This is a genomic window from Klebsiella sp. BIGb0407, assembly GCF_024807845.1.
GTDB lineage: Bacteria > Pseudomonadota > Gammaproteobacteria > Enterobacterales > Enterobacteriaceae > JGM124.
This window is the reverse complement of sequence record NZ_JANUEQ010000009.1, coordinates 38365-54547: the sequence shown is the minus strand read 5'-3', so window position 1 is coordinate 54547 and position 16183 is coordinate 38365. Positions and strand designations below refer to the sequence as shown.

General features: G+C 46.8%; 17 protein-coding genes and 1 tRNA gene. 2 read left to right on the top strand and 16 right to left on the bottom strand.

All coding sequences use genetic code 11. The features are described from left to right. Positions 1–386 precede the first annotated feature (386 nt). Positions 387–896 (bottom strand): YjjA family protein, encoded by a 510-nt coding sequence (locus M2387_RS21620; RefSeq protein ID WP_259052548.1) that lies wholly within the window; start codon positions 894–896, stop codon positions 387–389. 176 nt (positions 897–1072) lie between these two features. Between M2387_RS21620 and M2387_RS21615 the strand changes: the two genes are divergently transcribed. Continuing rightward, on the top strand, positions 1073–1522 hold the full coding sequence (locus tag M2387_RS21615; RefSeq protein ID WP_259052547.1) for a type II toxin-antitoxin system RelE/ParE family toxin: 450 nt from the start codon (positions 1073–1075) through the stop codon (positions 1520–1522). A 32-nt stretch (positions 1523–1554) separates the two neighbouring features. Further along, on the top strand, positions 1555–1851 hold the full coding sequence (locus tag M2387_RS21610) for a helix-turn-helix domain-containing protein (RefSeq protein WP_259052546.1): 297 nt from the start codon (positions 1555–1557) through the stop codon (positions 1849–1851). Between the two features lie 158 nt (positions 1852–2009). On the opposite strand, the gene dagF is transcribed toward M2387_RS21610, so the two are convergent. The 15 genes from dagF to M2387_RS21535 all read right to left on the bottom strand — a co-directional run bounded on the left by dagF (position 2010) and on the right by M2387_RS21535 (position 15930). Continuing rightward, positions 2010–2750 (bottom strand): 2-dehydro-3-deoxy-phosphogluconate aldolase, encoded by a 741-nt coding sequence (gene dagF / locus M2387_RS21605; RefSeq protein WP_259052545.1) that lies wholly within the window; start codon positions 2748–2750, stop codon positions 2010–2012. A 1-nt stretch (position 2751) separates the two neighbouring features. Continuing rightward, positions 2752–3864, bottom strand: coding sequence for a DgaE family pyridoxal phosphate-dependent ammonia lyase (locus tag M2387_RS21600; RefSeq protein WP_259052544.1), 1113 nt, complete (start codon positions 3862–3864; stop codon positions 2752–2754). Next, positions 3848–4987, bottom strand: a complete 1140-nt coding sequence (locus M2387_RS21595) for an amidohydrolase/deacetylase family metallohydrolase (protein WP_259052543.1) — start codon at positions 4985–4987, stop codon at positions 3848–3850. Before M2387_RS21595 ends, M2387_RS21600 begins: the two co-directional genes overlap by 17 nt. A gap of 64 nt (positions 4988–5051) precedes the next feature. Beyond that, positions 5052–5702 (bottom strand): DUF4310 family protein, encoded by a 651-nt coding sequence (locus M2387_RS21590; protein ID WP_409040198.1) that lies wholly within the window; start codon positions 5700–5702, stop codon positions 5052–5054. 2 nt (positions 5703–5704) lie between these two features. After that, positions 5705–6496 (bottom strand): DUF4311 domain-containing protein, encoded by a 792-nt coding sequence (locus M2387_RS21585; protein ID WP_259052541.1) that lies wholly within the window; start codon positions 6494–6496, stop codon positions 5705–5707. Positions 6497–6522: 26 nt separating this feature from the next. Further along, positions 6523–6819 (bottom strand): DUF4312 family protein, encoded by a 297-nt coding sequence (locus M2387_RS21580; RefSeq protein WP_259052539.1) that lies wholly within the window; start codon positions 6817–6819, stop codon positions 6523–6525. Continuing rightward, entirely contained in the window at positions 6819–7184 is a 366-nt protein-coding gene (locus M2387_RS21575) for a glycine-rich SFCGS family protein (protein WP_259052537.1), read from the bottom strand. Before M2387_RS21575 ends, M2387_RS21580 begins: the two co-directional genes overlap by 1 nt. 18 nt (positions 7185–7202) lie before the next feature. Continuing rightward, entirely contained in the window at positions 7203–7541 is a 339-nt protein-coding gene (locus M2387_RS21570; protein WP_259052536.1) for a transcriptional antiterminator, read from the bottom strand. A gap of 484 nt (positions 7542–8025) precedes the next feature. Beyond that, the gene (locus M2387_RS21565) at positions 8026–9963 is read right to left on the bottom strand and encodes a BglG family transcription antiterminator (RefSeq protein ID WP_259052534.1); all 1938 of its coding nucleotides are present in this window, start codon (positions 9961–9963) and stop codon (positions 8026–8028) included. Between the two features lie 218 nt (positions 9964–10181). Then, complete coding sequence (gene chuY, locus M2387_RS21560; RefSeq protein ID WP_259052533.1) at positions 10182–10805, bottom strand: anaerobilin reductase; 624 nt, start codon at positions 10803–10805, stop codon at positions 10182–10184. Beyond that, positions 10805–11299: a heme utilization cystosolic carrier protein HutX gene (gene hutX, locus M2387_RS21555; protein WP_259052532.1), complete on the bottom strand. Its 495-nt coding sequence runs from the start codon at positions 11297–11299 to the stop codon at positions 10805–10807. Before hutX ends, chuY begins: the two co-directional genes overlap by 1 nt. Positions 11300–11310: 11 nt before the next feature. Beyond that, positions 11311–12648 carry a heme anaerobic degradation radical SAM methyltransferase ChuW/HutW gene (hutW, locus tag M2387_RS21550; RefSeq protein WP_259052531.1) on the bottom strand — a complete coding sequence of 446 codons (1338 nt, stop codon included), beginning with the start codon at positions 12646–12648 and terminating at the stop codon, positions 11311–11313. A 19-nt stretch (positions 12649–12667) separates the two neighbouring features. Continuing rightward, a complete protein-coding gene (locus tag M2387_RS21545) occupies positions 12668–13507 on the bottom strand; it encodes a heme/hemin ABC transporter substrate-binding protein (RefSeq protein ID WP_259052530.1) in 840 nt (279 codons plus the stop codon). Continuing rightward, on the bottom strand, positions 13495–15627 hold the full coding sequence (locus M2387_RS21540; protein WP_259052529.1) for a TonB-dependent receptor plug domain-containing protein: 2133 nt from the start codon (positions 15625–15627) through the stop codon (positions 13495–13497). The genes M2387_RS21545 and M2387_RS21540 overlap by 13 nt, the downstream gene beginning before the upstream one ends. 227 nt (positions 15628–15854) lie before the next feature. Beyond that, a tRNA-Phe gene (locus tag M2387_RS21535) sits at positions 15855–15930 on the bottom strand. Between the last annotated feature and the right edge of the window lie 253 nt (positions 15931–16183).

Below are 16183 nucleotides of genomic sequence, written 5' to 3'. Positions count from 1 at the left end.
GCATTCTTAGCTGTTCAAATATGTTGGATATATCTTCTCGTGTTATTCCGAGCGGCGGGTGATGAATTATCCGAATGCACTCTAATGCTGCAGATTGGTGAGTATGAGCAAAGAATGTCTTTATTTTTATCCAGACTCTTATATCAGGAGGGAGATCTGTGTGGGAATGATTGACACTGATAGCGGCGGGAAAATATCGGGTACTAACATCAACGATCATTATGAAGAGCCTTATAATATTAAATATATATGCTAACCGCCAAACTTTCTGGCAGTTAGCACCATGATATTAATATTGTGTGGGCTTTTATTTCATAAATTGTTTATTTTTAAGATTAAAATACTGTCATGTTTTTGGGGACGGTCTGTTTATCTGGTGGTGATAATCAAAGGCCGAGATAGGACTTGCCCTGGTCCAGTACCACATTACAAGCTTTGGTTTTTAGCTGTTTACCTAGCTCTGTTTCCCCGAGCGCATTGAGGTCCAGCTTTTGATTACTGCCGGTATTCAATAGCCCGGCAATCCCCTGCTGGTAGCTCGTCTCTTTAGACTGCTTTTTATTACTGTTTAGTCCCAGTTTAGATTGGAGCTGATCGGTTAACCCATTGACGTTATTGACCACTTTATTGCGGATACAATATTCCAGCACGCCCGTCGCGTTGGTCATACTGCTGGAGGCAACGGCATTATTACCGCCACCCAGCAGCTTGGTGATGGTGCCAAGGGAAAGTCCGCCATCCGTCGTGCTGGCGGTGGTTTTACTACCTGAGCTGCTGCCTAACAGGTCAGAAGCGGCACCGTTGAGGCTATCTTGCCAGCTTGCTGCATGGGCTGTGGTGCTTAATAAGCAGATAGCCCAGCCAACGGAACATAAGGATTTGGTCATTTTTTTCATCGTGCTGCCTCTGTACTTACTCTGTCTGTGTTCTGTATTGGCAGTTTACTACTGGAGATGAGTAAATAACGCATAAGTGAATGTGAACAACAAAAAAATCGGATTTCTCTGCCTGTCAGCTCAACGGTGAGTGAAAAAAGCCCTGAAGTCAACCAATGGGTTGACTTCAGGGCTGGGTGAGTATACTTTCTCAACATAAACGGCTGATGTTTGATATGTATCCAGGATGGATAGCGATGGCTCTAAGGAAGAAAAGAAAGGTAGCGTATCCCGTAAGGTTGTTAGATGAGGCTCGTAAAGAGCTGTTTGCTTTTGATGCGGCTAACAGAGCTGAATTTATCGCAGCGATTGACGATTTTGAACAGTATGGACCTGCTCATGTGATGGTTGATACCGAAAAAATTGAAGGGGACCTCTACGAACTCAAAACGCAGTCGCCAACTCACTGGTTAAGGGGATTCTATTTCCATTTGCAGGAAGGGTTGTATGTGATAACTCATATCTTTGCGAAAAAAACGAATAAAACCTCTAAAACCAACAAAGAAACCGGCCTTTCCAGATACAAAGCTTGCAAAGAAGCGATGACACGGGTGACTGCGGGTAAACACAAGACGTCTGGAAAATAATCATTTTCATATAAATATCAATGGGTAAAAATATGACTATAAACCTACATGACTGGGGCGATGTCCGGGATGAATTACTCCTGGATCGGGCCACCGCAGAAGCGCTGGAAGTAGTGCAGATGAGAAAACAGCTCATTGCCGCTATGGCTCAGAAACGCCGACAGAGTAAAATTACGCAGGAAAAGATCGCGGGGCAAATCGGTGTCAGTAAACAGGCTATCAGCAAGTTTGAAAGTGGTAATAGTTCACCGACTCTTGACGTTGTTTTTCGTTATGCGGACGCTCTGAACATTGATTTATTCAGCAAGCTTAAACAGGCATTTGCCTGAACCATCACCCTCTAGTTTTATGACAAGTGTTCTCATCAGTCATATCAAAGAATGACCCCAGGAGTAAATTTTTGCTGACTCCCGGGGCCACCCTTGGTTTTATCGATAAATCGGATGATATATATTTTTATTCACATTTATTCCGGTCGGGGAATAAATTAATTTACGGCTTCTTTAACCATCTTTAATAGCTGGCTAACGTCTTCAGGTCGAGTATTTCCGGTCTCTTTATCGATAATAGAGCTGTAGATATGAGGAATTATTTTTTTCACCCCGGCATCGAGAGCAATTTGCAGTATTTCAGCAAAATTATCTACGTCAATACCACCGGTAGGCTCAAGAGAAAAATCAAACTCTGCGCACGCTTTGGCGATAGCTTTATACTCTTCAAGATGCGTTGTACCTTGCATATTAAAGAACTTAATAGAATCAGCTCCCATATCTTTAAGCATCATAATCGCTGTTTCAATAGGAATAATAGCGTCAGGTGCTTCAGAACTTAATGGGCCGGTTGAGATTTTAACCATCCCAGGGGTACCCGTTGGTGAGATGAGTGCATTTACAAAAGTCTCATTCTGCCCTAACAAAGCACGACTGACAGGGGCCCCGGTAAAAACTTGATTAACGTGCTGAGGCTGAACTTCCTTAGAGATTAAAGAAACCATCATGGATTGATTAGGGTCGCCAGCGCCTAATCCTACCGATAACGCATTGTCTGTTAGCTGAGCATAGATTTTCATATCCGCAATAGCGCTTTCAATATCCGGATAGTTTTTCGATAAAACCCCTACGACGACAAAGCTTTCGGCGGCAGCATAAATATCTTTAGCATTTTGATGGCTACCCGCCAGGACGTTCAGACACACGCGATCGCGGTAGAAATTGGGTGATAATTTCATATTAAATTCCTTTCACTAATAAACGAATACGTTCAGAGATAACATCAAGTTGCTCATTACTGACGCTTCGAATATCGGCCTCTACCTTACCTTCATTGGCTTTGTACTCACGGAAATAGATAGCGGTATCCCCCTGTTTTAATTCACTCATAATTTCATAGGTGGTTTTTCCGATCTGCTTTTCAGCAAAACTAATTTCAGCTCTGGCAATATCGCGCCCCGCAGCGTCCCATACAACCTGTGCCGAGATTGAGGGAATAGCATTTAAATCAGCCATAAATTTACTCATCCGATTAACCATCTCAGCACCCGTTTCTTTAGGAGCTGTTAAATATTGTTCGATGGCAAGCGTCAGGCCCAGAATCCCTTCTTTACCCACTTTCATCGCGCGGCCAATACCCTGACTTTGGCGTTTAACCCATTCAACATAGGTTTTTTTACCGATAACCAGGCCGCTGGTGGGGCCTTCAATAGCCTTTGCTCCGCTATAAATAACCAGGTCGGCACCGGCCTGGTAGTAAGCCGTTAAATCTTCTTCCGCAGCGGCATCAACAATTAATGGTAATTGATGTTCGCGGGCAACGCGGGCGGCATCGCTGACGGTAAGCATACTTTTTTGTACGCTATGATGAGATTTAATATAAAGAATGGCCGCGGTTTGTGGCGTTATTTTGGCTGCCAGTTGGGCGGTACTGCATTCGTTAGCAAAGCCTGCTTCAATAACTTTCCCGCCGCCCAATGTCACCATGGTATCTACTGGGGCACCAAAGTTAACGTTATGACCTTTTGGCAGAATAATTTCACGAGGTACGGACTTGTTTGATGAATGTAGGTTAAGTAATAAATCGTCATCATCCTGGATGATAACGGCTGCCACCGCTTGAGCGATGCCTGCTGATGCACAAGAAACCACAACCGCATCTTCCACTTTAAGTAACTGCGCGATAAATTCGCCCGTTTTATTGACTAAATCTTTAATTTCAAAATAATTATTAAGACCGTAAGCAACACGCTCAACGACTTCTGGTGTGGGGGTTGAAACGCCAAGTATCGTCATGCGACCGGAAGCGTTAATAACCTGTTTAAGTTGATATTTATTATAAACAGATGGCATGTTCGCATTCTCCTTGCGCCTGAATAATGGATTTTCCGCCGACGATAGCGGCTATGGGAATAAAACGATGTGTACCGATTCGATGCTCGCCTTCGGCATCGGTCAATTCTGTCGGCTCTTCTTTAAGGGAAAATAGCGTGATATCAGCATCAAAACCGGGTCTTAAATAGCCTTTAGCTGGAAGAGAGAGTAAGTCCGCGGCTTTTTCAGTGACGCAGCGTAATATCTGTTCAGCGCTAAAACCCATGCACAGAAATTTGGTCATAACAAATGCCAGACTATAAACTGGGCCATTCACACGGTTTCTATGGTAGATATCTGAGCTGATAATGTCTGGGTATGTGCCGATACGCATGGCTTGTTCTGCCACTTTAAAACTGAAGCTTTCGCCCCCGTGACCCACATCGAGAATAACTCCACGCGCTAATGCACGGGCAATTGACGGCCTGAGATAGCCCGTATCATCTAAAATTCGGTTGGGCTTACCATTAAAACAGTGAGTAATAATATCGCCACGCGTCAATAAATCGGCAACCTCATCAATATCCGGAGGGTTATTACCAATATGCACCATCAAGGGCAGGCGGTGTTTTTTCTGCATTTCTTTGGCTTTAATTAGCGGAGCAATACCATTTTCGCCCACCACGCTTTTACTCATCCGTGCTTTCAAACCGACAACGAAACCGGAATGTCGCTCAATCGCCTGTTGAAAGCAGTCATCATCGATGTTATTCATATCGGACAATTCATTTTGAGCAATAATGCCAATGCGTGAGATATTTAATAAGGAAAAGACATTGGTTTTAGATTTGAGCGTCAATTGGTAAAATTTATCAATATCATCGGCACCCACGCTGCCAGCATCAACCAATGAGGTGACTCCGCCTGCGGCACCCGCTAAGTCAGGATCATCGAAATAGATAGGGGATTCAGCAAAGCAGTGAGCATGCGAGTCAATCCACCCGGCACTGACGTATATTTCACCTTTAAGGTCGATAACTTTATCCGCTGACTGATTACCGGCGAGTTCCGGACCTACCGCTTCTATCTTTCCATCTTTGATAAGAATATCGATAATTGCCCCATCGATACGTTTACCCTGTTTGATGATTAAAGAGTACATAATTACCTTCTTTATTATCTGGCGGCTGCTAATCGTTGGTGGTCATATCAGCAGCCCCGTATGCCTAAGCTACCATCGGGAAGAAATAGCCAAATAACATCGCCCCTAAAATTGCCCCACCAGCAACCGGCTTTTGCCACACATAGAAAATCAAGGCGCCGATTAAAGAACCAATACCAATTGGGATAGATGCGGCCATGGCGGCTAAAATAATCAAAGGACCAAGGAAACGACCTGAGGTATTACCTGCCCCCATCATGACGTCGGCACCAAAGGTGGAGTTGGCCTGTGCGATGGTGAATTTACGGGCGAAAACAATTATCAGCCCGATCAATGCCCCAAGAAACAGCCCGGTCAGTAAAGCAAGCCAGAAGTTGGTGACTAAAATATCCCATCCGGCTGCGAGGAATAGAGCAGGAACACCCAGCCCAATACCGGTCTGCAGCGCGCCACCGATATCCAGGATACCCACCAGCGATCCTTCAATAATTCGCGCAAACAGGAAGCTTGCTCCGAAAGCGGCGACGGCACCGTAAACCCCGGTATCAAGCCCTGCACGCAACATGGCTACGAAGGCGACTTCGTTAAAGGCACCGAAACCATAGACCACGTACATGTGGGTACCGGCGAAGATCCCGGCAGATAACAGCCCGACAAAGATGGGAAAAGACCACTCCGCGTACCAAAAATCCTGCTTATTCATTTCAGTTGTCATGATTATTTCCCGCTCAGCAGCCCGTGGATATATTCAAGCCACAGTGGTTTATCGAGGTTAAAAGAGGTGATCATCTTCAGGTCGAATTCGCGGAAGAATCCACTGAGTACGAACAATAGAACGACGGCTATCATCATTGTGCGGGTGATACGGTTCCAGCCATTATCATCAACGCCTTTTCCGATTAGGATACCCAGGACTAATCCCGGGATAGCGTTACCCATAATGAGCTGCGCGCAACCGCCGAACAGCGTTGCCCAAAAACCAGAGCGACGACCAGCGTCCATTGCTGCCAGCCAGAAAATAACCGGCATGACGGTGTTAACCAGCAAGTTCGCTGCCGGAACGAGCACGTTAATTGCGGTCGTTTGTAGCGCCGCCGGGACGGCTGATGCGGTGGTATTTAAGAATGCAACGACGAGTGCACCGATGACGGTACAAGCAATCGCCATTTTTTTCGGGTTATGCAGAGTCTCGGCAACATTACGGTTCTTTGTCAGCAGCGCTGCCGCACCCCAGTTAGGAATAATACGGTGGTCAACATCCTGGGTGAATGCGCCGGCCGCGACAGAAGAAGCCCATGCGTTAAAGAAGAACCCTAAACCAAAGGAAAAGTGTGATGCGGGGTCACCCTCGCAGGCGTTTAATTCACCCAGTGTCCGGAATGCCCCCATTCCTTGTATCGTTGGTGCATGGAACATACGCGCGGCACCCGCCCCAAGGCCAAAGCCGCAGAGGCCACCAATGATCAGGGACATGCCCAATATTTCTAAAAAAGATGCAGTTTCACTCATGGAAATAACTCCAGACCTGATTGCTTTTATTGTTCTGTAAAGACTATTTCGTTAACAGAAAGTAGGGTAACGTCCAGCGAAACGTCGAGCACAACACGAAAGTGTTCGCGCTTACGTGGCAAAAAGATAAAAAGAAACTTTTCTGTCCGTGATTGCGAATACGCACTGACTATCTCTACATCCTTTGGTTCAATGCGCAGGATGATGTCGGTGTTGTCTTTGAGTACGGTCTTTTGTATTGAATTTAAGGCATCAGCAATGGCTTTTTGCTTTGTGTCACCTTGTCCTGTTATCCGTACAACCGTTTCGATGGATTTTTTCATTAAGCAGTGCCGTATTTTTTATTAAATGCTTTGACTAAGCGCTCACCTAACTCTTCTTTATCCATAAAACCGAAACCGAGCACGTTGCAACCATCAGCAATCGCCGTTTCGCCTTCTTCGATAGAACGCATTCCATAGCGTGCTTTATAGCCATATTTGGTTTGAGCAGTAATCGCACCAGCACCGCCACTACCGCAAAACGAGATACCCAGATCGGCTTGTTCAGCATTCATGACATCACCAAGTTTCATATCCGCCGCAACGCCAGGAACGACAATGGCTTTACCCCCTGCAGTTTCTACGCCGACAGCAACTTTTTGCCCTTTCCCTAAACGATCTCCGATGACAATAACGATTTGTTTCATATTTTTATGCTCCAGGAATTAGTCATTAGAACGAACAACTTCAAAGTGAACAGAGAGTAAGTAGGTCTCTTCAGGCGCTAAGCCGGGCAAGGTATCAACCACCCTTTGCGCTAACCCAATAGAATGTTGAGATATTTCATCAAACAAACTGATATCGACTTCGGGTAATGCTTCGCCTGTTTTCGCTCTGAAAACCATGGCTCGTAAATGAGATACCAGCATCTGCTGCTGTACCTCCGTGGCGTAGCAATCTTCTTGCTTGAGCCAGTGAGTAATCATTACCAGAAGTTCTTGTGTGACTTCATCGATATCGAGTTTGTGTTCTGCCATATTAAAAATTACTACTGATTCGGTCATAACTATTTAAAATCCAAAGTAATAATGTAAGTTAGACGACTCTGTTTCTTGATGACTAATACCTTAATCTGTTCTGGCTTTTTTTTGCAGGCAGTGAATTTCCACTTGGAAGTGGAAATTATATGGAAATAGATAAAGGGAAAATGCGTTTGTTTTTTGAACCAACCGGAAAATAAATGGAAATAAATATCTTAGAAGGTGAGTTGTAAAAAATTAATCAGCAGAGTTTTTTTAAATTAATTATTTAAATTCAATTGATTAACGTCTTATTTTTTGAATCGTAGATGACAGGAAAGAGATTGATGCAAAGTGGAAATGAAAAAATGCTCAGAGAGGGTATCTGAGGTTTGTCACTTCCACTTGTGGCTTTTTATCACTGAGTGAAACACGAATTACTGAAAAAGAAATGATGAAGCTGTGGTCAGGATCACGTAAAGAAGCGCAACTTCCCTCTTTCCGGCCGAAAGTGGAAGTTGCCGCTAACTCACAGAATGCGGGCTAAGCTATCTTTAGCTATTATCTGGAATTCATTAAAGTTTTTGACCGTCATTAAGCGTTGAGTGGTTTTTTCTTTGACGAAAGTGACAAACAAATTATAGAGCGCCATCGCCTCTTCATAATCAGCCTTACTGATCGCCAGCAGGAAAATAACATAGGCTTTTTCTTTGGTTTCCTTGTTCCACTCTATGCCTCTTGGCACGATAATGGTGGCGACAACGGTCTTGTTGGCCAGTAATCCCAGAGAATGGGGCAGGGCGATACCTTCGCCGAGTAAGGTAGAGACAATTGACTCCCGCTCTTGCAGCGAAGGGTAAAAATCGGCGGTGATATATCCATCCTGCTGCAGTTTTTTGCAAACCGTTTGAAAGAGTGTTTCCTGGCTAATTTTTTCGTTGAACACCATAAAGAAACGCTCATCAAAAAATTGCTCGATAATATACGGGCGCGTTTGATCAACCATCGCTAAACGCCCCACTTGCTTAAGCTGATAGGGGGTGGGAAAAGGGGCTATCTTAATGACGGGTTTATTTTTCTCAGAAATACGCACCGTCGTAATAACGAAATCTTCATCAATTTCCTGAAGTGATTCATATTCTTGTAGGGTGAGACCGCGGCTGAATTTTAACTGTGGAAATTCACGCATGATCTTAGACTCAACGACCCGAAATGTTGAGTTACCCGCATCAGTAACCACAAGTATTTCCGTTTGACGTACCGATCCCGCGCCATAATTTCTCTCAAGGCTTACGCCGATATGCACCGCCAGATAACCAAGCTCATCTTCACTGATCGGATAGGGAAGTAACTTCTTGCTGGCACTCGTCAAGGCGCTAAGAGCAACATCATAGGCAAAAGGATAATATTGTTTTATATCGGACAGGAGAGGGTTAGTGGTAGAGATATGATACTGAAGCCGGGTAATCAGTGCCGCCAGATGCGCATTGAGATCTTTTTTAAGTTTTTCATCATTGCGTAAATCATAGTTATAAAGAGAATTAATATAATCCAGGATATGCTCGGCCAGCGCATTATGACTGCCATTTTTTTGGCAGCCAGGATCCTGGCTGGTAATACGCTGGGCAATGACCTGATCGTGTAAATAACTGATTTCAGGGTTGGCCAGATCGTTACCTAGAAAATAGATCAGTCCCTTTGATATTTCGTCGCAGGCTTTAAGAATAACTTCTTCATTATCATTATTTTTAGCAATTGTAGTTAACTCATGGCCACGCGTAATACGTAATATGGTCACTGCGCAGCTGAAAACGAGGTAAATATGCCCCTCGTTACTGAGTCGAATATCGAATCGATTCATACCGTTATGCAGTAATTTATCAATATACGTGAGGTCAATATTATCCAGGCACTCAGGGGAGAAAGTCGTTAGATCCTGATTGATTTGCTCAGAGAAACGACGCCACAAGGTTTCTGTGATACAGGCTCTGATAGCCAATTCATTACCGTTTAATCGGATACCTTGATGAGGAATACTTTCTAAAACAATACTGTATTTTTGCAGGTGCTCTCTGACGGCCCCCATATCTTGCTGCAGTGTCCCCCGGCTGATAAACCACTCTTCTGCAATATCATCCAGCTTCACCGGTAGCGACAGCATCAGAAGTTTTAATAGCAGGGCATCGATACGCTCTTTGCCGGTACGCGGGATGCTATTCTCTGCTTCATTTTGCTGGGTGAAAGTCTCAAACAGCGCATCATCATCAATTTTCAAACGATAGCCATGCCCGCGTTCATAGAGGATATGTGCGCTATAATCTTGAATCAACTCGTTGATTTCATTTATGTCTGAGCGAATTGTCCGCGTTGAAACGGAAAAACGCTTGGCAAGTTCATCCTGAGGCATAACCTCATTAAGAATACTGGCAAAAATTTGATTATGTCGCTGTTGAGTGAATAGAGCCACGAAAACACCTTTAAAATCAATGCTAAAAATATTAGCTGTCAGACTAAAGTCGCATTTTTGATGAGCCGATGGCTGGACTCTATCAGAGGTTTGGTGGGTAGCGGAACTCAAAAGATGGTCAAAGAATTAATTTTAATGACGAATTAAACAACTTATCTTCAACGCAAAGCCGTTGCCTGTAGCGTCTTCGCGGCGCGATATTCCGCGCCGCGAGAGAATTACGTCGGTTTAAGTTCAGGTTCAACCAGACTATAGACCTGATTATTCAGGGCTGGCGCATTAGCCAGCTCATGAATATGCGCGGCAACATCGGCGCGTCTCACAAAACCATGAAGCTCTTCACCTTGTATTCGCTGTGCTTTGCCTGTCGCGCCGCCGTTGAGCAGACCGCCAGGACGAAGAACAGCGTAATCCATCTGGCTGGTTTGTAGCCAGCTTTCCGCCAGCGATTTTTCTCGTACGGCCTGACCAAAAGCCGCTTTCGCACGCGGTGATAGAAATTGCCAGCTATCGCCGCAGCCAAGCGATGTCACCAGTATCATCCGTCTGAGACCCGCTTTTTCAGCCTCATCAATGACCGTCCGGTGTGCAAGATAGTCCTGGCCACCGCCCATAGAGGAGATGACGATGGCGTCCGGACCCGCGGCTTCGCAGGCAGAGGCAACAACGCGAGTATTACATGCATCGCCATTGAAAACCTTTACCCCCTTTTTTTCGAGTTCAGCCGCAGCCTGTACATTGCGAACAACGGCAATCACAGGCCGCTTTTCCGCCAATGCCAGTTCAAGCGTTTCTGCTCCAACGCCGTTGCCGCCCGCACCAAAGAGTAGCCAGGGTGTCATCAGACATTTTCCTTAAGCCATGCGGCCAGCGTGTGGAAACTCTGAACCTGTTCACTCAGTAACTGGCGATGTTCATCCCGGCCGAGAAAAATTTTAAACATGGCGCTACCCGCCTCGTTGAAGAAGAGGATAGATGCGGTATCCATTCCCATAAATTTACGTTCAATCAAGGCGATATGCTTGCAGTTCTCGGCTTTGATGTGCCCCGTCATCCCTTTTTTACCCCGCAGGTTAAAGTAGCCGTGGCGGTGAAATCCGGAAGGCAGTTCGCCGCTAAATTCGAGGATAACGTCAGCAGTATGGACCAGAGTGGTGACTTTGCCCCACTCACTGACGTTTTCCCAAACGGTGTCAAACTGGTCGCCCGAAACAACCGTCGGGGAAGGCAGGTTTTGTACGACATCCAGCAGCGTGGTGTTGTATTGATTGGCGATGGTTTCCAGCGTACCGTCCGGCTCAGTCTTTAAAAAGTCCTGCAAAGAGACATGACTCATAATTACTCCTGTTATAGTTTCTCTACCGCAATACGCGGCGCGTTAAGTTTCTGAATCAGTTCATCAAGAGACTGCAAAATATTGCTTGCCCAGAAACGGCCTTCATTGGTAAGGCGCAGACAGGTTGAGGGATCTCTGGTCAATCCTGCCTGATGCCACTGGGACAGTAACGGGGCTAATTTTTCAGCATGAGGGGTCAGTTCATCCAGCGGGACGCGCGCCGTTTCAATACCCGACTGCAGGATGTGTCGCCATTGGAAACCGGATTCTGCGGTACGCATCATCATCATTAGCGGTTTTTTCCCGGCGGCGATGGACTCATGCCAGGTTGTAAGGTTACGTTCTACCATCCAGGAGTAACCGTTCACCGAGCCACCTGCTCCAGAACCAAATGCCAGGCAGTCGGCACCCTGTTTAATCAGAAGGTTGTACAGGTTGCGCTCGCGCGTGGTACGCGCCCAGTGGCTGTTGCTGATGCAACGCCAACCTGCATCATCCATGAAATCACAACCTTGAAGGTAGAGGTCACGGCGTTCAGCCGGGGAAGGAACAGTAGTACGGCCATTTTCTACAGCTTTGCCCAATGGCGTATTGGGGATCAGGTTTAAGGCATAGAGATCAACACCGTCGAGGCCAATATCACGGGCGATCGCCAGGTCTTCCCCCCATATTTTTGCATCCTGCCCTGGCAGGCCGAAAAGCAGATCGCACACGACTGCCGCACGATCTCTATTCACCAGTCCTTGCATAAAAGCCCTGGCCGTTAAACCATCTGAAGTTCGGGCCATCTTCTTACGAATTTTGCTGTTAAAAGACTGAATACCAATAGAAAAACGATTTGCCCCCGCATCCAGACATGCATCAATTCGGTTATCGTCAAAGTTAAGAACCCGGCCTTCAATCGTGATCTCACAGTCTGGCGCCAGAGGGAGCTTGTTCCTTAGCACGGTGATTATTCTTGCCAGATCCCGTGCCGACAGCGCTGAAGGCGTACCGCCGCCAAAATAAACGGCGTGAACAGGCGCTGACTGATGTAAAACGCTGTCCGCTTCCATTTCGATTTCACGAATAAGGGCATCGGTGTAGAGGGCGCAATGATCCTCCTCGAAACGGTTTTGATAAAAACCGCAGAACGTACAGTGCGTCGCGCAAAAGGGGATATGCAAATACACCAGCCTTTTACGCGGAGTCACGCGCTGGCTGATGACATTTTGCCAGGTTTGCGGCAGCTGATCTTTTGCTACAGGAGCCGCTCCACGCCACGGCATCATGGCTCGTCGGTCTTTAAAGGGTTGGTTTCCCTCCAGCGCGTAATGCCCGGTGAGATCCAGCGCGTTTTGTATATTCATAGGTTTACATCACATCCCTCTATTGGGGCCAAAATTGCTGGTGCAGAGACTCAACCGCGTCAGCGACACGAGGCCCCATGCCCAGGATCAGGGCTTGATCTACGATTACAATGCGTTGATTTTTCCAGGCGCTGGTGTGGGTTATTCCGGTTATCGCGCGTAGACGATTGAGGTCGCCATCCACCATCTGTGAGGTCACGACAATAAACTGCGGATTTGCTGCAATCAGCGATTCCGCGCTGTAGCTTTGATACTGCTGATGAGTCGCCACATTTTCAGCGCCGGCAAGGGTCAAAATGGCGTCAGCCACACTGCCTTTACCGGCCACCTGCGGTGCGCTCGCGCCGGCAGAAAGAATAAATAGCGTTTTTACCGGCACATGTTTCGACTTAACGCTCTGTTGAACACGTTCTAGCCGCTGGTGTATATCACTGACCAGGGCATCACCTTGCTCAGGGATCTGCAGCGTTTTTGCCAGTTGGCGGATGTTGGCATACATCTGCTCAACCGTTGTCGGAACACGTGGTAAGGTCACAACCTTAACTTTTTGCCCGCGTAGCTGATCCAGAACGAGTTGCGGTTCGGCATCCTGCCAGGTGATAAAGCTGTCCGGTCGCAGGGACAAAATGCCTTCGCTGCTCAGTTGCTTCCAGCTGCCAATGTGTGGGATAGCGGCTGTTTCCACAGGATAAGTGGTGGTTTCATCCACCCCAACCACCTGGTTACCGGCACCCAAAGCAAAAATCAGCTCGGTCAGCGAACCGCCTGCGACAACCAGTCTTTCGGCAGCCGTCGTACTGAAAGTGCAGGCGAGAATCAGTAAGCCAGCGGTGAGTTTCTTCATTTTCAGAAATTCCATGCAAAGCCTACTGCGGCGTTGAAGCCTGCGGCAGGAATAGACTCATGTGCAGTCTGGTAACTTTTATTGGTCAGGTTATTCAGCGCAAGGTTGACCTGATACTGCTCCTGCGGGCCAAATTCAGTATTGAATGCCAGGTTGAGGGTTGCCCAGCCCGGATAGTTAATTTCCTTGCTGCCTGTTTTATCGTTGGCGCTGGAGGCTGCGCGGACAAAGATATCCGAAGTCACACTGGCGCTATTGAGCAACAGTGTATTTTTCAGACCGGCTCTTCCTGTCAGAGTTGGTTCACCCGTGTCTCTGGTTTTGATGGTGTCGCCTTCATACTGGCGGCGAATAAGGTTACCGCTTAAATAAGGAGAGATGGCCCAGGCGTTGTACTCTGCGGTGAGTTCCATCCCCCAGGTTTTAGCCCGGTCAATGTTGTCATAGTAATAATATCCGCCCCGGGAAGAGGTGGTGTTACCCTGGCAAATGGGTTGTCCGGCACAGGTCAGACTGGCGATATAATCTCTGGCTTCGGAGTAGTAAATTGCAGTGTCAATCAACCACATATTGCCTTTATAACGGGCACCTAACTCATAGTTATTGGAGTGTTCCGCCTTCAGGTTCGGGTTGCCATAGGTGACGCCGCCGCCTGCAGAAGTCTGCATAAATAGCTGAGTCAGTGTCGGAAAGACGTATCCCTGAGCATAGGCAGCGCGCAGTTCAATATCTTTGAAGCCGGAGTAGCGCAGGCTGGTGGAGGTGACTAATTCGTCATCATGCTCTGATTTCTTTCCGGATGACTGCCAGGTTGTGTCGCTCAGACTGTCGCTGCGATTCAGTTTGGAAGAGAGCCAGTACTGGCGTGCACCAAAGGTCCAAGTCCAGTCGTCAGCGAAATGCCAGTCGTTTTGTGCAAACAGGGAGGCATTACTCTGCTCAGCTTCAATATGTGACAGGGTACGGGTTTGGATATCAAAGAAGCCGGTCGCCGCGGTCTGACGTGTGCTGCTGTTGCTATCCTGTTTGACTTTATCGTGCTGGTACTGAGTCCCGATAACCAGTTCGTTATTTGCCGGAAGAGAGAAGTTGCTCTGTAGCGTCATTCCCTGGGTGTACTGTTTATCATTGGTCTGGGTCTGATTGCTGACCGTCAGCGCCTTTATCATCGGACTAGGGATAACCTGAGTGGTTTTAACCCGATTTTCGAATTTACGTTCAATAGTCTGGCTGTAAGCATCGAGGTGGATTTTTTTCAGGTAATCCCCGCCGGCATCATAGTCATAGAAAATACCGACTTTTTCGCGCAGCAGTTTCGGGATCCGGACGCTGAATTCGTCATACTGGTTTTCAGCATCGCTGAGCCAGGTTTGCGTGGAAGCCTTATAGCGATCGAGTGACAGCCCCAGCTTATGGTTATTGAAGTTGTAACCCAGCCAGGCACCCTGGCTGTTATTGCTGAAGTTGGTATCAGGCAATCTACCATCCGGGGTGTAACGATCCCCCTGATCTGAGTTGCTGGCGTTGATGCGATAATCAAAGTTGTCGATGCTGCCCCAGGCGGCGGCTGACTCCTCCCACCCGACAGTGGCGGAGTTATAGACAGCTTTGATACTGCCTGCGAGCGGTTTATCTCCACCTTTTTTGGTAATGAAGTTCACCACGCCGCCAATGGCCTGCGAACCGTAGAGAACCGAGTAGGGGCCCTTTACTATCTCGATACGTTCCAGTGAAGACTCATCGATAAGCAAACCAGCGCCATAGTTCTGGCCCGCTCGCTGATAGCTGACAGCCTGTCCGTCGATCAAAATCAGCACGCGTGAAGAGGCTTCACCGCGAATACGAATTTGTTTACGACCTGCCAGCGAGTTGTCGGTGACTTCAACGCCGGGAATATCTTTTAGATCGTCGGCAATAGAAACGCTGGTCGAGTTTTGTAGGGTCTGACGGTCAATCACCTGAATGGTTGCCGGACTGTTCCAGAGACTACTTTCTGTCCGGTTAGCGGTAACGATTAACGTATCGTCACTGGAGGGTTTAGATGGTGCTGTGGTATTGGCTGCAGAAACAGCGCCTGAAACACATAATGTCAGGGCTGAAAGGAAAAATGGCCTGCTGTTGAACTGTGGCAACATATGAGAACCTTTATGATTATGTAAATGATCATCATTATCATTTGCATTTATATAAAAGTTGTATCCATAAGTTCAATCTGAAAGATGTAGAAACAATACATCTTTTGATCTGTGTCAATTTACTCTGCTGTATGAAGGGTAAACGAGGCATCTGGCAGGGATATGCAGGATTTTATCCAAACGTCAGAAAGCAAAAAACCAGCCCTTAGGCTGGTTTTTCTAAATAGTGGTGCCCGGACTCGGAATCGAACCAAGGACACGGGGATTTTCAATCCCCTGCTCTACCGACTGAGCTATCCGGGCAACGGGGCGCATTAAACCCTAATTGGCGTATGGCGTCAATGGTATTTCAGTAAAAAAGCGTTGTTTGCTCAACTTTACGGCAGGTTTTACTGTGCTGTAGGAATTTAAGACATATTTTGGTTGATAAGCGACCATTGCGGGCCTTTTCAGGAAAAAAAGAACGTATGGTTGACTCATGTAAAGAGGACGCTGCGTTTATCTCTTCTTATGGCGCTTTTATCTTACTGATGAGAGGGGGAAAGTGTGATCCCTG

Coding starts and splice junctions, on each gene's coding strand:
- M2387_RS21620 (WP_259052548.1), bottom strand. CDS start 896: ATGAAAAAAATGACCAAATCCTTATGTTCCGTTGGCTGGGCTATCTGC.
- M2387_RS21610 (WP_259052546.1), top strand. CDS start 1,555: ATGACTATAAACCTACATGACTGGGGCGATGTCCGGGATGAATTACTC.
- dagF (WP_259052545.1), bottom strand. CDS start 2,750: ATGAAATTATCACCCAATTTCTACCGCGATCGCGTGTGTCTGAACGTC.
- M2387_RS21600 (WP_259052544.1), bottom strand. CDS start 3,864: ATGCCATCTGTTTATAATAAATATCAACTTAAACAGGTTATTAACGCT.
- M2387_RS21595 (WP_259052543.1), bottom strand. CDS start 4,987: ATGTACTCTTTAATCATCAAACAGGGTAAACGTATCGATGGGGCAATT.
- M2387_RS21590 (WP_409040198.1), bottom strand. CDS start 5,702: ATGACAACTGAAATGAATAAGCAGGATTTTTGGTACGCGGAGTGGTCT.
- M2387_RS21585 (WP_259052541.1), bottom strand. CDS start 6,496: ATGAGTGAAACTGCATCTTTTTTAGAAATATTGGGCATGTCCCTGATC.
- M2387_RS21580 (WP_259052539.1), bottom strand. CDS start 6,819: ATGAAAAAATCCATCGAAACGGTTGTACGGATAACAGGACAAGGTGAC.
- M2387_RS21575 (WP_259052537.1), bottom strand. CDS start 7,184: ATGAAACAAATCGTTATTGTCATCGGAGATCGTTTAGGGAAAGGGCAA.
- M2387_RS21570 (WP_259052536.1), bottom strand. CDS start 7,541: ATGACCGAATCAGTAGTAATTTTTAATATGGCAGAACACAAACTCGAT.
- chuY (WP_259052533.1), bottom strand. CDS start 10,805: ATGACACCCTGGCTACTCTTTGGTGCGGGCGGCAACGGCGTTGGAGCA.
- hutX (WP_259052532.1), bottom strand. CDS start 11,299: ATGAGTCATGTCTCTTTGCAGGACTTTTTAAAGACTGAGCCGGACGGT.
- hutW (WP_259052531.1), bottom strand. CDS start 12,648: ATGAATATACAAAACGCGCTGGATCTCACCGGGCATTACGCGCTGGAG.
- M2387_RS21545 (WP_259052530.1), bottom strand. CDS start 13,507: ATGGAATTTCTGAAAATGAAGAAACTCACCGCTGGCTTACTGATTCTC.
- M2387_RS21540 (WP_259052529.1), bottom strand. CDS start 15,627: ATGTTGCCACAGTTCAACAGCAGGCCATTTTTCCTTTCAGCCCTGACA.